We start from the raw sequence: 15908 nt of genomic DNA on the forward strand, positions 1-15908 counted from the left end.
CTTATTTCTCCATAAATTCCATCACATACTCTACCGGCGAGTTATCACCGACTTCGCATAAGGTTTGCTTCGGTTTCGGTGGGGCTTCCGGCGAACTCAGTTGTAGATTTTCTTCGGCCTCACTCCGTACAGTCATCGTTCTGCCCAGCCCATCGGTTTTACCGGAAAGGGTCTGACCGCCAGCGGTGGTAATGGTATAGCGGGTATGCGCCAGGGGTTTACCGCTCTGTTCACTGAGCAAGGTATAGCGAGCGGAGTAGTCAAACAGCGCGCCGGCGGATTTTCTTCCTGTCACATGGTCAGTCATGGTGATGCTGACCCCTTCGATACGAATATTCCCCATCGGGTCAATAACTATCTGTCCGCCTGCGTTTCCAATGATGATTTGCCCGCTTTCAGAGTGCATTGTGATATGTTTACCCACGGTAATTTGCTGGTTATCTTCGATGTTCAATTGATGGCTTTTACCAACGGAAACGACTTGCTGGCCTTTAATGGTCACCGTTTGATTTTGACCGACTTCAAGCGTCTGGCAGCCCTGAACCGCTTCATCATCCTCGTTTTTAATTATCGCCACGCGGTTATGCGCCACTTCTGTTTGCTGGTCATGGCCTATCTGCGTGGTTTTATCCCAGAGGATCTGCGTTTTCATATTCCGTTGAGCATGAATAAACACTTCCTCGCTTCCTCTTTCATCCTCAAAACGCAGTTCGTTAAATCCCTGTCCTCCGCGAGTCCGGGTTTTAAAGGTGGTACGGGTTTTCTCCAGCGGTAAATCAAGCGGCGGACGGTTGAGGCCATTGTAGGTACACCCCGTCACAATCGGGCGGTCGATATCGCCGTTGAGATAGCTGACGATCACCTCCTGCCCGACGCGCGGTATCGCCATAAAACCGAAACCGTTGCCGTTCCAGCCCTGTGCCACCCGTACCCAGCAAGACGCGAGGTCGTCCGCTTTATCGTAACGGTTCCAGTGGAAATGGATGCGTATCGCGCCGTGTTCGTTCACATAAATCTCTTCGCTTCCCGGCCCGACCACCGTGGCGACTTCATCACCGTCCGCCAGCGGTTTGTAGCGGTAAGGGGGCCGCCAGTCCTGTCGCCCCGGAATAAAGGCGACCTCGTTGGTCAGGGTGGTTCCTTCGCCGCCGTCGTCCGACGCGACAGGTTGCCACCCATAATGCGTGACAGAGAGCACCTGCCAGCGGTCGTTCATGGCCTCTATGGGATGGGATTGCAGGGTAAAAATTTTGCCCGGACGCAGCCGGATACAGTTGGTTTTGGCGGTGCCGACTTTGCTGTAGTTTCGTAACTGTTCCAGCCGCAGTTGGGTAAACGGTTTTGCTTCCTCGTCCCACTGGAAACGGCCGTAACTTTCAAACACCGAGTTGTGTCCGCTATCGTCGGATTGCGTCTGATGCTCGAGCGAATATTTGGGGTTAAGAAAGTTATGGTCTTTCTGGACCGTGCCGTTCGGACACAAGTATTCGCCATAACTCCACTGGTACGCGGTGGTATCTGTCTCGTCCGTTTCCGGGTGCGTATTGTAAGTCAGTTCGATATCCGCCTGCATGCCCAGGCGGCAATCACAGAACAACGTCTGTTTTTCCTCAAACCAGAAGGTAATGCCCTCTTCCGCCGCCAGTCGGCACCAGAAATCATAGGCGGATTCGCGTTTTTGCGTGGTGTATTCCCGTTCGACATGGCGTTTATAGAGAGTATCGCGGGTAAATAAAATACGATGCTCTTTAAGCAGGATCGTTAAGATTTCCGGTACAGACTTTCGATGGAAAATACGGCTGTCCTGATTGAGCGTCATCAGCCACATTGTGGGGCGGACAGTGAAAATATAAAAAGTGCGACGGCCATCAGTATTATCCTGTTCAGCCCCGGTTATCAAGCCATTAATGGTCCGTTCGGTGACGCCATTGCGGGTAATGGTCAGTGACGCGCTGTCCCCCAGCTGTTCATTCAGGGGAATGTCATCACGTGAGCTCACCACTTTTAACGTCAGGCGATAAAGCTGTGACAGCTCTTCCTGTAAAGTAAATTGCGCTACCTGAAAGGTGGTTTGGGGCAGTACGCCAATTCGGCAGGTGAAAACTAATCCATCCATATTTGAAACCCTACATAATTGAGCCATTATCCTGAAACGGGGATAACGCAAGAAGCCATTAAACGAGCCATGACATGCGGCTCTTTTAAATAGCGCCGGTCTGTTCCGCGGTAAAAAAATGACAGCGTAAAACAGCCATCATTTAATATGTGGCGTTAGAGAGAACAACAGACCGCTTCCAACTGAGTAGGATGGAGTGGAGACAGATAACAGATAACAGATAACAGATAACAGATAACAGATAACAGATAACAGATAACAGATAACAGAGAATTTCGCTCTCTAAATATTATGACCACAAGATCACGATATTTATCAGATGAACATGAAGAAAATGTGATTAATGTCACGCAAAATGGCTAATTAATCGCCATCCATATACGGAATGAATAAAAATCGCCGTAAATTTTCATCTGATGCAGAGGCAATATAAAACCCCAAAAGCGTCAAGATATTAATCCGGTATATTGGAACTGGCGACAAATAAGCTTTCATCTTGGCAGTACACGCATTTTTTCATTCCAGGCTGTTGTTGTAACGAAAACGCCTTCGTGAACTCTTTCACATACTTAAGTCACTGCCACATTTTATTGCTCCTTAAAGCACCAGTCCGCGCCGATTTTGGGGTTAAGGTCAATATCCACTTCGATGACTTTTCGTATAAAGCCGCCGATATTGACCCCAGATAAAACAATTCGATATTTCAACTAATCTGAACGCCCTATTAAAGGAAGCTGTTCCAGCATATCTTTAAGATTCATAGCATCCCAAGGAAGGTGTTCTGCAATCCCAAGCCCAACAACTTTAGCCCGAGAGGCTGCCTTTTGGATCAGAGCCAGCACATCGGGAATGTTAAGTTTACCTTTGGCGATACCAGCGAAATCATGCTCACAGGCACCCGGACGAGCGAACAATACGGAACGGAAGTTATTTTCATCCAGTACATCCAAATCAATGTGAATTGCCAGACATTCGATTTTTTCTTCTTCAATCCATTTCATCACCGACTCGCCTCCCGCTCTGACATCATTCGGAGAACAGGTTCTGATTGCGTTATCAGCAATGAACTTTTTCTCATATTCCAGCGGGCTGTGTATTCCTGCGATCATGACTCTCCGGGAAGGTACTGGGCAAACCACGGTGGTTGTCAGATCGGGATCGCCATTGCCCATCAGTGCGCCAAGAACATGAGCGTGAGCATTCTGAAATTGAGCGGGAGTCATAACATCAGGATGCGAATCAATCCACAGTATCCCTAGCTTTTCTCCCCAGCGCTCACTCAGCCAGGCAAAAGGGGCGAGATCAACCAGACAGTCACCACCAAACGTGACGATATTATCTGGCTTATATTCACGAATAATTTTCCAGACGCTACTAAGCTGAGTTTTAAGTGCTTCCCTGCCGATAATGCCATTTTCTACCGAGAGAGGCTCGGCGGGTTCCTGAATGGGTACATGAATAACAGGCGCATCCGTTTCCGGTGCAAGCCAGTTCAGCATTTCCGCACCAAATTTGTATGCCGGGTTATTTCCCCCTTGCCACTGCGGCATAACCAGCCTGATAGTATTTGAACAGTTAGTCATTACGATACTCCTTTGCATATATGTAAAGTGTATTCAACATCAGCCAGGCTGACGCCTCATCGACACTCCTTTCCCGCCTTATGTCGGCTGGAGTGCCTTTTCGAGGTAAAGATGATTTTCAGTCTGAACCATCCTTCAATCGCTTCTATCTGACCAATAACCACTCTACTGCAAAAAATAGCAAATAAAATAACCCAATGGGATAGGCAGTAAATTGCTGAATGAGATAGGATCTTGACCTGATAAACACTAAATTAACCTGATCAATCTATTACCAATTAAGAAGGCATTATGTGGTTTTCCAGATTTAAACTGGCTTTTATCGCACTTCTACTTCCTTGGTTGCTAACGGTAGCAACACAAATGGCGGGAAGAATCTATCTTCTCTTAGCTTATGGCAATCATCAGCTTCTTGTTGATTCTACTCAAGACGTGGAACGCATGTTCTGGATCGGCGGACTGTTTGATATTCGAATTGCCAGTTTGCTGTTTGTGCCTTGTCTGCTGATTGCTAGCTTATTTGCCATTAATAAAAATAGCTTCAACATATGGCAACACGCCTATCCGTGGTTGGCAACAATACTCAATACCGTGGTCGGGGCTTTGACGGTAAGTAATGTTTACTACTATGCCACTTATGAACGGTCGTTCGATATTTTCATCTTCGGCTTAGTGGAAGATGATACGCAAGCCGTGCTATACACCTTATGGAACGATTATCCTGTTATCGAAAGTTTGCTCTGTTTAGCGCTGTTCGCAATGACTGTTTTCTGGTCCTGTCTGCTCTGGCAACGCTACCTTATTGCACGCACAGAGCGCAAAACCAGTCTGCCCGTTTCTGCTATCGCGACGCTGGTTATTTTGACTGTCTGTTTCGTTGGTATGCGTGGCTCCATAGGTACCTTCCCATTACGTCAGGCCAATACACAGGTTTCAGAAGTCAAAATGCTTAATATGTTGACGCCTAATGGCCCAATGGCACTGAACTGGGCGTTTAATGATCATTACAAAAATAGCTACTTCCCAGAAGCAACAGATGAACAAGGTAGCTGGTTATTAAACCATTTTCTGGAGAAACCAACCCCTGCAAATCTGTCACCGTTTATGGCTAAAACTGCCGACAACCCTACCGCTCAAAAAAATCCGCCTAATGTAATATTTAACGTCATGGAGAGTATGGGTTATCACCTACAAAGCTTGGATCGCCCAGATCTTGATGTTTTTGGCGCCCTACGCCAGCACTGGCAAAACGACTGGCGTTTTGAACGTTTCGTTTCCGAAGGCGATGGCACCATTGACAGTTTGAGCCGTTTCTTGATCCGCAGCCCAAACAGCGCAGTCAGTCAATCCACCGCGCAGGATCTCGATTTCACCAGCAATATGTTCAAACCCTATCTGGCGAATGGTTACAAAATTATCTTCGTCACATCCGGTAACGGCGCATGGCGTAATTTGAATCAGTTCCTGCCAAATCTGGGAGTCAGTGAATTTATCGATCAGAATGGGCTAAAAAAACGCTATCCAGAAGCCAAATTTGGTACTTGGGGCGTGCCTGATGAGTTTATGTTCCGTTATATTGAAGATCGCCTGACTCAGGCAGAAAAGAACGGGGAACATGTTCTGATTATGTCATTGTCTACGACCCATCATCCTCCGTATAAATCACCAGAAGGCTACAAGAAAACCGATATTAAGCTGAACGATATAGAGAAGCAGCGTTTAAGTCATTTGGCTAGTGGTGATGAACTACAAGAGGTTTTCCACACTCTGCGTTATGCCAACGATCAATTAGGGCAGTTTATTAGTTGGGTGAAATCCCAGTCATTGGCTTCCCATACCATTATTGCGGCAACCGGTGACCATAATATTCGAGGTATTAGCTATCCAGATGCTCACGAATTGGCAATCGGCCACGGCGTGCCGTTTTATCTCTACGTGCCGCCCGCTTATCGCCAAAACGCAACTTTTGACGCGACCAGAGTCGGCAGTCATAAAGACATTTGGCCAACCCTCTACCATTTGAGCTTGTCACATACGGCTTACTACCGTACCGGCTGTAATTTGCTGGCTAAACATCTAGATCCTATCTGGTGCCAAGGATATAACCCAGAAGTCACTATTACACCACAAGGGGCCTATATCATGATTGGCAAAGGTGAATTTCGACCGTGGGCAAATCAAACAGGCTTGTTACTCGGTGAACCCCAGCCAATGACAGCCGACCAAACCAAACAGTTCCAACGTTGGCAGGTATTTACCGATCTCCTGTCATGGCAATTAAATCGTCAAGTTCACCACCAGCAATAATTGATACTTCCGTGAATCCCTTTAATCTCAATCTATTAAAGGGATTCACCCTGATGAATATTGCGATTAGCCTTTTACTCCCCCGGCGGTCAAACCACTGACCAACCAGCGTTGAGCAACCAAGAAAACGATGGTAATAGGGAGTGCTGAGAGCACAGCGGCAGCGGCAAAATCTCCCCAAAGATAGTTCTGTGGGTTAAGGTACTGCTGCATGCCCACCGCCAAAGTGTAATTGTTCACATCTCGCAGAAGCAGTGAGGCAACAGGCACTTCCGTAATCACACCAATGAAGGAAAGAATGAATACCACTGCCAGAATCGGTACCGAAAGCGGTAGCAGCACCATACGGAAAGCTTGCCACGGTGTCGCGCCATCAAGCGCAGCCGCCTCTTCCAAGGAGCCATCAATGGTTTCGAAATAGCCTTTAATTGTCCAGACATGCAACGCAATGCCCCCCAGGTAGGCAAAAATCACACCACCGTGGGTATTAAGGCCGATAAACGGTACATATTCCCCTAGTCGATCAAACAGGGCATATAGCGCCACCAAGGAAAGGACCGCCGGGAACATCTGAAAAATTAGCATGCCTTTCAGTAAGGTGCTTTTACCGCGAAAACGCATACGGGCAAAAGCATAAGCGCAGGTCGTTGATAATGTTACGATACCTACAGCGGTAATAAAGGCGACCTTAACAGAGTTCCAGAGCCATAGCATAACGGGGAAAGGTGGCGGTGTAACACGGCCATCCGGTGATACCACACTGTAGCCAAGCGCCAATTTCCAATGTTCCCAAGAGATACTTTCCGGGATCAAACTCCCCGTGGCAAAGTTCCCCGGTCGCAGGGAGATAGTAATAACCATCAGCAACGGGAATAAGATCATGGCAATAAAGGTTAACATCAACAAATGTGTCGCCAACAAACGCCATTTCTGCGATTTGGGTTGAACCATCGCCATTGCATTCCCTCCTTAGTCAAATTTAATGCGGGTCGCTTTCAGGTTAATAACCGCCAGTGCGCCAACCAACAAAAAGATCACTGTAGCAATGGCCGCAGCCAAGCCAAAGTCCTGACCACTACTGCCGTCGAAAGCAATACGGTAGGTGTAACTCACCAGTAAATCGGTATAGCCTGCTGGCGTCGTGGTGCCAATGCGATCTGGTCCACCAAGGGTTAACAACTGAATCAGAACAAAGTTGTTAAAGTTAAAGGCAAAACTGGCAATCATTAGCGGTGTTAATGGCTTAATCAGCAACGGGAAGGTAATCTTAAAAAAGTTCTGAAACGGTCCTGCGCCATCCATTGCCGATGCTTCATACAGATCATCTGGTATTGCCTTCAACAACCCCATGCAGAGGATCATCATGTAGGGATACCCAAGCCAAGTATTCACCACAATCAACATGGTTCGCGCCATCGTCGGATCGGTAAACCAAGCAGGTTTAAGACCGAATAGACCGTTAAGCAATAGATTGATCTCACCAAAACTCTGGTTAAATAACCCTTTGAAAATCAAAATAGAAATAAATGATGGCACTGCATAGGGTAAGATCAACAACACGCGATAAACAGCACGACCTTTCAGCGATTCCCACTGCACGATGCAAGCCAAAGCCATGCCAACAGCAACTGTCAGCACTACAGTGAGTAGAGAAAACACAACCGTCCAAACGAAAATAGCAAGGAATGGTTTCTGAATACCTTCATCCTGTATCACACGCAGGAAATTTTTCCAGCCGATGGAAACAGTAAATCCTGGCGTCAAAGTCTCATTTCCCCATTGCCCATCAGCATTGACAGACTGATAGAAACCAGTATCGGTATTGGGGCGATAAAGCGTGCCTGTTTGATTATCAGTGAGAGCCTTACCATCTTCCCCAAAAGAGTATTTAGGATGTACGCCAGAGAATTGACGTAGCGAACTCATTTTCAGTCGGCTGCCATCCGGTAAAACAGCAACCAACTGGTTCAGAGCCTGTCGATTCTGGGTGATAGTGCGCAATGTCGCCGCTTCACCGTGCTGGATGCTATCCTGCTCATACAAATGCAGAGTCATCTCTTTCGTCGCTGACAGAGAAAATGGCTCTGATACCAGTTGTTTAGCCTGATTCGGTACGCTCAGCGCCAAAACCCATAGCTCCGATTTTGGATAGAGCTTAAAAGTCAATGTTTGCCCCGACTGATACTGACGGCTCATCAGGACAGATTGTGCGCGTTCAAAAGTTAGTTGATTGATACTACTATAGTTGGTGAAGGCGATAGCAATGGTGCAAATGAGCGGAAACAGTACAAACAATCCCATTCCTGCTACACCCGGATAGGTATAGCGCCAGGCATAAGTATTGCGGTTGGAAAAAACATAAATCCCCATACCTAACAATACCAGTGTCAACATTGCGAACAGATACTCTCCCTGTGAGTACATCAATACCACCAGATAACCGGTAAAGAGTACACACAAGCTTACTGCAAACCATTTCAGAGCAGAATGCTGCCACCATGATGTTTTTTCGAGCGTCGCTGACATAATGCTCTTCCTTTTTACTACGACGTAACAGCTTTGCGGATAGCTTAATCAATCTTCCTGCAAACAGGCATCCTTACTGGTTGCAGGAAAGAGACGCCCTTTCAAAAGAAGAGCGCCCACAAGTTACTTAGTTATACGGGCTTCTGCATCACTTAGCGCAGCATCAACGGCCTGACGGCCAGTCAACGCATTAACAATAGCGTTGCGCATGGCATACCAAAAACTACTCATTTGTGAGACGTTTGGCATGATTTCGCCTTTTTGAGCATTTTCCATCGTGGCAGCAATACGTGGGTCCTTAGCCAGAATATCGTGGTAGGATTTTAATGACACAGCTCCCAACGGCTTATCCTTATTCACCATCTCCAGACCTTCGTTGGTCAGCAAGTAGTTTTCCAAGAACTCCTTCGCTAGCTCTTTATTCGGGCTGGCAGCATTGATGCCTGCCGTCAATACGCCAACAAACGGCTTAGATGGATGGCCTTTAAAAGTCGGCAACAGCGCCACGCCATAATTTATCTTGCTCTTGTCGATGTTAGCCCACGCCCACGGACCATTGATGGTCATCGCCGTTTCACCTTTGTTGAACGCCGCTTCAGCAATGGAATAGTCAGTATCCACGTGCAGATGCTTACTTCTCACCAAATCTATCATGAAACGCAGCCCTGCTTTGGAGCCCTCATTATTCACTCCGACATTCTTCACATCATATGCGCCATTTTCCAACTTGAACGCATATCCTCCATCCGCAGCAATCAACGGCCAAGAGAAATAAGGCTCTTGCAGATTAAACATGATGGCACTTTTGCCTTTGCTCCTCAGTTCCTTATCCAAAGCCGGGATCTCTTCCCAAGTTTTTGGCGGCGTCTTCACCAAGTCTTTATTGTAGATAAGAGAGAGGGATTCAACTGCGATAGGATAACCGACTAGTTTACCGTCGTAGCGTACAGCATCCCAAGTGAACGGGAATAGCTTATCTTTGAAGCTTTGATCCGGTGTGATTTCCGTCACGAGACCAGACTGCGCGTAGCCGCCAAAGCGGTCATGGGCCCAGAAAATAATATCCGGCCCATCGCCGGTTGCTGCAACTTGTGAATACTTCTCTGCAAGCTTGTCTGGATGTTCAACGGTAACATTGACGCCCGTATCTTTTTCAAACTTCTCACCAACTTGTGCCAGGCCATTGTAGCCTTTATCACCGTTGATCCAGATAACCAACTTACCTTCCTCTATTTTTGCAAAAGCAGAGGCAGATAACGCTAGCGTGGCTAAGGCAGAAAGCGCTAAGGTACGAACGCTCACTTTTAAAGTTGTTTTTATCATCATTCCGTCCTCATAGTTTGAAAGGTTCAGAGTGAACTGTTTTGTTACATTGGCGGAGGGTATTAAGCTAGTGTGCGATCAACAATGAAAAGACTCATCCTCCCCTACTCTACGCCCTACCCGGAATGGCTGTGATCTCTATTCCAAAAACAGAAGAACCGTGCCGTCGACCACAAAAAGGGGCATCTTTTTTTGCGATAATTATCACAAATTATCCCTTAACTCATACCTCACCACCTCAGTAACGCTTATCTCATCCTCCTCACTCCTCCCCCATAAAAAACTTCGGTATGGAGGATTTACTCCCCCGTTATCTTAAACACACTCTGGTTTATTATTTTTCACCGCGAATTGCGGTGATAAGTCCGAGGGAACACATGTCGAGCGTCACACTACATAATGTATCGAAGGCTTATGGTGAAACTATTATTTCCAAGAACATCAACCTTGAGATACAAGAAGGGGAATTTATCGTTTTTGTCGGTCCGTCAGGTTGTGGGAAATCGACAATATTAAGGATGATTGCGGGTCTGGAAGATGTAACTTCCGGTGACTTGCTGATCAACAACATCCGAATGAACGATGTGCCACCCGCCAAACGCGGCGTTGGGATGGTTTTTCAGTCTTATGCACTGTATCCCCACCTGTCTGTTGCAAACAATATGTCATTCGGCATGAAGCTGGCTGGCGCTAAAAAAAGTGATATTCAGCAACGGGTAACGCAAATTGCCGAGATGCTTCAACTCGCTCATCTGCTTGATCGCCGCCCTAAAGCCTTATCAGGCGGGCAACGTCAACGTGTCGCTATTGGCCGTACTCTGGTTGCTGAACCCAGTGTTTTTCTGTTGGATGAACCTCTTTCCAACCTGGACGCCGCGCTGCGCGTCCAAATGCGCATTGAAATCTCACGCCTGCATAAGCGTCTGAAACGCACGATGATTTATGTCACTCACGATCAGGTTGAAGCGATGACGCTAGCCGACAGAATCGTGGTACTGGATGCCGGGGATGTTGCTCAGATCGGCAAACCACTTGAACTATACCACTATCCGGTTAACCGCTTTGTTGCCAGCTTTATTGGCTCACCCAAAATGAATTTCCTGCCAGTTAAAGTCACGGCTACCGCTATCGATCAGGTACAGATTACTCTGCCCAACCGACAACAAATCTGGCTGCCCGTAGAAAGCAAGGGAGTAAAAGTAGGCAGTAATGTCTCTCTGGGGATACGTCCTGAACACCTGCTGCCAAGTGATATCGCGGATGTCACGTTGGCAGGCGTAGTGCAGGTTGTCGAGCAGTTAGGCAATGAAACCCAAGTTCACATTGAAATCCCGGCCATTCATCAAAATTTGGTTTACCGCCAACCTGATGTTGTGCTGGTGGAAGAAGGGTCCACCTTCACCATCGGGCTACCCCCTCACCGCTGCCATTTATTTCGGGAAGACGGAACGGCATGTCAGCGTCTGCATCAAGAACCCGGTGTTTGAGCCTGAGCTAACTAAGAAACGACAGGAGAATAATTGATGAAATCAATGCGTATACTACCTATCTCACTAACCATTATGGCCGGATTACTGTCTATTCAGGCATCAGCCGTAGAATTCCACGGCTACGCCCGCTCTGGTATTGGTTGGACCGGCAGCGGCGGTGAGCAACAGTGTTTCAAAAGCACTGGCGCACAGAGCAAATACCGTTTAGGCAATGAATGTGAAACCTATGCTGAACTTAAGCTAGGTCAAGAGCTATGGAAGGACGGTAATAAGAGTTTCTACTTCGATACCAACGTGGCTTATTCCGTGGCGCAACAAAATGACTGGGAATCCACCGATCCGGCGTTCCGCGAGGTCAATGTTCAAGCGAAGAACGTCATCGATTGGTTACCCGGCTCAACGTTGTGGGCAGGTAAACGCTTTTACCAGCGCCATGACGTACATATGATCGATTTCTACTATTGGGATATCTCTGGTCCGGGCGCTGGTCTGCAAGATATTGATCTCGGCTTTAGCAAGCTCTCTCTGGCTGTTACCCGTAATACCGAATCTGGCGGTTCTCATGGTTGGATTGCCGGTCAACGCGATCAAATACCCACCTCCAATGATGTCTACGATATACGTCTATCCGGCCTGGAAGTTAACCCAGGCGGCAATCTGGAGCTTGGTTTTGACTATGGACGCGCCAACGCGCGAGATCACTACAAACTTGACCGTAATGCTTCCAAAGATGGCTTCATGTTTACCGCCGAGCATACACAGAGCATGTTAGGAGGCTTTAACAAATTTGTCGTACAGTACGCAACCGATTCCATGACCTCCTCCAATAGTGGTCATTCCGAAGGCGCTAGCGTAAACAATGACGGTTATATGTTACGCATTCTGAATCATGGCGCGGTTAATCTCGCAGAAAAATGGGATCTCATGTACGTAGCGATGTATCAGGATACTGACCGTGATAACAACAATGGCAGCACATGGTATACGGTCGGGGTACGTCCAATGTACAAGTGGACGCCGACGATGAGTACTCTGCTGGACATCGGTTATGATAACGTCAAATCCCAACGTACCAACGATACCAATGATCAATACAAAATCACCCTAGCCCAACAATGGCAGGCCGGTGACAGCATTTGGTCCCGTCCGGCTATTCGCCTGTTCGTCACCTATGCAAAATGGGATGAAAAATGGGGTCACGCGAACAACAACGACGGTTACATTGATGGCATGGCCTACCGTGATACAGCAACGCATAAATTCAGCCGTGGCGACGATGATGAATTCACCTTTGGCGCACAATTCGAAGCTTGGTGGTAATCCGGTTACAACGATTTGATCTCAGATCAATCAAATGATTTGTAATGATTAACGCCTTTTAGACTGATATGCCTCCTAACCGTGGGGTGGGTATCAGTCTCTTTTTTTCAACCGAACAGGGGTAAGAAGATGAAAACTAAACTGCTCTCATGTTGCCTTAGCGCGGTACTCTGTAGCACATTTCCTCTTATAGGATATGCAACGCCCATTACCGCGACTCAAACACCTATAACAACTCAAACAACCACGACACAGGATATTGTTGCCCCTTCCCTCTCAATAACAGCATTGCAAAAACTGAGCTGGCAACCGATTAATACCAGTGATACTCAGACCATTACCCTCAATGCCGCATCTCAGCATCTTAATGAGGGAGATATTCAAGGGCCGATAGCAGCATTCGCGCTGCCGGCAAACCGAGGCTCTCTGGATATTACCCTGAGCAGCTTAGTACAAGACAAACAAGTTTATGTGCCAAATGTTTTAGTCCTGGATCAAGGGTTACGCCCTGCCGCATTTTACCCGAGCAGTTATTTTCCCTATGAACGTCCGGGGGTCATGTCCACCGATCGGCTGGAAGGCACACTAAAGCTAACACCAGCACTGGGACAACAACAAATTTATATACTGGTCTACACTACCCGCACCGATTTGCAGCAATCTACACAAATGGTTGATCCCGCCAAAGCTTATGCTCAAGGCGTCGGAAATGCCGTTCCCGCTATTCCCGATCCTGTTGCCCGCCATACGCCAACAGGCACGTTGAAGTTGAAAGTAAAATCAGAACAAAACGCCGGCAACATCACGATTGGTCAAGTTTTTTCAAGTCCAGCACAAGAACCGATCATTGTCGGGCCAACACAAGCCATCGTAACGCCGTCTACGCTGCAAAAAGTCAAACCAGTCCTGAGTGATACAGAACGATATTTCAGTGATGCAATCAAAAAGGAAATTAATAATGGCAACATCGATAAAGCACTTAAATTGCTGGATGAAGCGGAACGCCTTGGCTCTGCAACCGCACGAGAAACATTTATCAATAGCATCAAAAACAAGGGGTAAACCAGACATTAATTCATTCAATACAAATGCTCTTCGAAAAGGAGGGCATTGGGTCTAACCCCTTTTTACACACATCCCCCAGAAATGGGGTTTTATACCCTATGCATCGCGACGGCAAGGGAGCGAATCCCCGGGAGCATAGGTAACTATGTGACCGGGGTGAGTGAGCGCAGCCAACAAAGAGGCAACTTGAAAGATGACGGGTATATGTATACAAATAATTGTCATGATGGATATCTATACACAAAACACCCTTTAAAGGGGTTTTACAGTAGAGATAATAAAATGGATAGGCTCACAGCAATTAACAAATTAGATGAGTTCAGCAAAATGGGAAGAGCCATTTTCCTTTTACAGGATTTGGAAGTTATCTTTGCTGACGAGACTTCTCGAACATTGCAAAAATCTATTGATCGCCTCATCAAAGCCGGACTGTTATTTCGCATTACCAAAGGGGTTTATGTCTATACGCGGGCCAGCATGGGAAGCTATCCCCTAGAGACTATCGCTAGAAATATCCGACGAGGCGAATATAATTACATCAGCTTAGAGTCAGCTTTATCTCAATATGGGTTCATCTCACAAATCCCAATCGACCGCCTGACAATCATGTCTACTGGCAGAGCTGGAGAGTTTAAAACACCGTGGGGAGTCATTGAAATCACCCACACCAGCAGAGAGCCTAGCGAAATTCTGAAAGCAACGTTAGAAAGCCGTGGCCCCCTGCGTATCGCAAAAAAAGAGACTGCTCTGCGTGACCAAAAACGAGTGGGGAGGAATATGCATTTAGTTCAAATGGAGGAACTCAACTATGTCTAGCCAGGTTAACTTTAACGCCATTGTTGCTGCCACTGAGCCGTTTGCGATGAATGCGACTTAAGGGTTCCTTCTATTTCCTCTGTTTGTTGAATCAGTATCAGCCAGTCTTCATAGAGTTGTTTCAAAACCCTGAGTTCAATAGCAGTTAATCCATTATTTACGTCCTCAAGTGCTTCAGGCAGCGGAGCATTGCGGAAAAACAATGCCATATTCTGCTGCCAATTCTCCGATTTGACTAGAGATAGATAGCAACACGTTTTTAAACTATAACTGTCGTACATTAGATCTGAGCTAATACAGGTAAAGCTTTAATGATTCTTAACAGGAAATTATATTCGTAAAGAAAGGCAATAGAATTTTTTATTGCTTGATGATCTCTTATTTTATATTCATCAATAATGAGTTGTAATTTTTCAGACAACTCAAGAATATTACCTGATTTATAAAGTTCACCATTTAAATTATTAATAATATCGCTTGGACCACACTGGCAATCTGAACTTATACAGTAGATACCATAAGATATTGCTTCCGCTAATACCATACCAAAGCCTTCATATTTTGATGTTAAAATAAAAGCGGATACTTCTTTTATGTTATCCATCACAAACTCCCAAGGCTGATCTTGCCAACCGTGCCAAATAATATTGTTATTTATATTGAGTTGTGAAGATAATTCTCTTAAATAACCTTCATCATCACCAGAACCTACCATATGTAACTCCCAATGACCATGCAATTGTGAAAGAGCTAAAAATAGTTCAGTTAAATTTTTCGATTTATAAGCAAGAATTCTGCCAACATATAAAAATCTAGCCATGTGTTTTGGTTGAGAAATTATAAAGGGATTCATTTTGATAGGATTGAAAATAAGATGAAGCTTCTCTGGCTTTATTCCAAAGGACAACATTTGATCTCTTAAACCAGAACTGATGACCAGGTGCTCGTCGGCACAGCATAAATCTTTAATTTTCTGTGGGGTAGGATTCCTAATTGAAGTATGCAGCCAAGAATAGGTTTTTGCCGGGAAATTAATCTTTTCACAGGAAAGTCGAGTAATATTACAAGATGTCGTGTCTAAACTTATTATAATCTCAGGATGAAATCTTTCTAATATCAAAGATAATTCACATGCAATATTCTGGCGAGATTTATCACTGTTTGACATTAAAGAGATATGTTGAGCATTGGATAACCAAGCACGACTTTCAATTCTGTTTATCTCATTTAGAGATATAAATATGAAATTAATTTCAATATTGGCAAGGTCAAGCAAATTCATTAAATTTGAACATACCGTTTCTACCCCGCCATATCCATTCAAGAAAATATCATGGTATATTATAAATATATTTTTCATTA

Annotated in this window: 12 protein-coding genes; 5 read left to right on the forward strand and 7 right to left on the reverse strand. The window is 45.9% G+C overall.

The genetic code is table 11. The features are described from left to right. Position 1 precedes the first annotated feature (1 nt). Together EAE93_RS14090 and EAE93_RS14095 are read right to left on the reverse strand one after the other, a co-directional pair. Positions 2–2116, reverse strand: coding sequence for a type VI secretion system Vgr family protein (locus EAE93_RS14090; protein WP_214039925.1), 2115 nt, complete (start codon positions 2114–2116; stop codon positions 2–4). A 707-nt stretch (positions 2117–2823) separates the two neighbouring features. Continuing rightward, positions 2824–3699, reverse strand: coding sequence for an arginase family protein (locus EAE93_RS14095; RefSeq protein ID WP_214039926.1), 876 nt, complete (start codon positions 3697–3699; stop codon positions 2824–2826). A 291-nt stretch (positions 3700–3990) separates the two neighbouring features. On the opposite strand from EAE93_RS14095, the gene EAE93_RS14100 reads away from it, so the two are divergent. Beyond that, entirely contained in the window at positions 3991–6006 is a 2016-nt protein-coding gene (locus EAE93_RS14100) for an LTA synthase family protein (protein WP_214039927.1), read from the forward strand. Positions 6007–6072: 66 nt separating this feature from the next. Here EAE93_RS14100 and malG read toward each other — a convergent pair whose 3' ends face one another. From malG to malE, 3 genes are all read right to left on the reverse strand, one after another. Next, the gene (gene malG, locus EAE93_RS14105) at positions 6073–6963 is read right to left on the reverse strand and encodes a maltose ABC transporter permease MalG (protein ID WP_036779893.1); all 891 of its coding nucleotides are present in this window, start codon (positions 6961–6963) and stop codon (positions 6073–6075) included. A 12-nt stretch (positions 6964–6975) separates the two neighbouring features. Beyond that, positions 6976–8532 (reverse strand): maltose ABC transporter permease MalF, encoded by a 1557-nt coding sequence (gene malF, locus EAE93_RS14110; RefSeq protein ID WP_214039928.1) that lies wholly within the window; start codon positions 8530–8532, stop codon positions 6976–6978. A 123-nt stretch (positions 8533–8655) separates the two neighbouring features. Continuing rightward, entirely contained in the window at positions 8656–9855 is a 1200-nt protein-coding gene (gene malE / locus EAE93_RS14115; protein WP_214039929.1) for a maltose/maltodextrin ABC transporter substrate-binding protein MalE, read from the reverse strand. 377 nt (positions 9856–10232) lie between these two features. Between malE and malK the strand changes: the two genes are divergently transcribed. From malK to abiEi, 4 genes are all read left to right on the forward strand, one after another. Beyond that, positions 10233–11342, forward strand: a complete 1110-nt coding sequence (malK, locus tag EAE93_RS14120; RefSeq protein WP_214039930.1) for a maltose/maltodextrin ABC transporter ATP-binding protein MalK — start codon at positions 10233–10235, stop codon at positions 11340–11342. 36 nt (positions 11343–11378) lie between these two features. After that, on the forward strand, positions 11379–12665 hold the full coding sequence (locus EAE93_RS14125) for a maltoporin (RefSeq protein ID WP_046396029.1): 1287 nt from the start codon (positions 11379–11381) through the stop codon (positions 12663–12665). 129 nt (positions 12666–12794) lie between these two features. Further along, positions 12795–13727 (forward strand): maltose operon protein MalM, encoded by a 933-nt coding sequence (gene malM, locus EAE93_RS14130; RefSeq protein WP_110086726.1) that lies wholly within the window; start codon positions 12795–12797, stop codon positions 13725–13727. Between the two features lie 285 nt (positions 13728–14012). Beyond that, on the forward strand, positions 14013–14546 hold the full coding sequence (gene abiEi / locus EAE93_RS14135) for a type IV toxin-antitoxin system AbiEi family antitoxin (RefSeq protein ID WP_214039965.1): 534 nt from the start codon (positions 14013–14015) through the stop codon (positions 14544–14546). 11 nt (positions 14547–14557) lie between these two features. Here abiEi and EAE93_RS14140 read toward each other — a convergent pair whose 3' ends face one another. Together EAE93_RS14140 and waaB are read right to left on the reverse strand one after the other, a co-directional pair. Further along, on the reverse strand, positions 14558–14755 hold the full coding sequence (locus EAE93_RS14140; RefSeq protein WP_214039931.1) for a hypothetical protein: 198 nt from the start codon (positions 14753–14755) through the stop codon (positions 14558–14560). Between the two features lie 71 nt (positions 14756–14826). Next, positions 14827–15906 (reverse strand): lipopolysaccharide 1,6-galactosyltransferase, encoded by a 1080-nt coding sequence (waaB, locus tag EAE93_RS14145; RefSeq protein ID WP_214039932.1) that lies wholly within the window; start codon positions 15904–15906, stop codon positions 14827–14829. Positions 15907–15908: the final 2 nt, after the last annotated feature.

The organism is Photorhabdus akhurstii (assembly GCF_018448925.1).
Classification (GTDB): domain Bacteria; phylum Pseudomonadota; class Gammaproteobacteria; order Enterobacterales; family Enterobacteriaceae; genus Photorhabdus; species Photorhabdus akhurstii.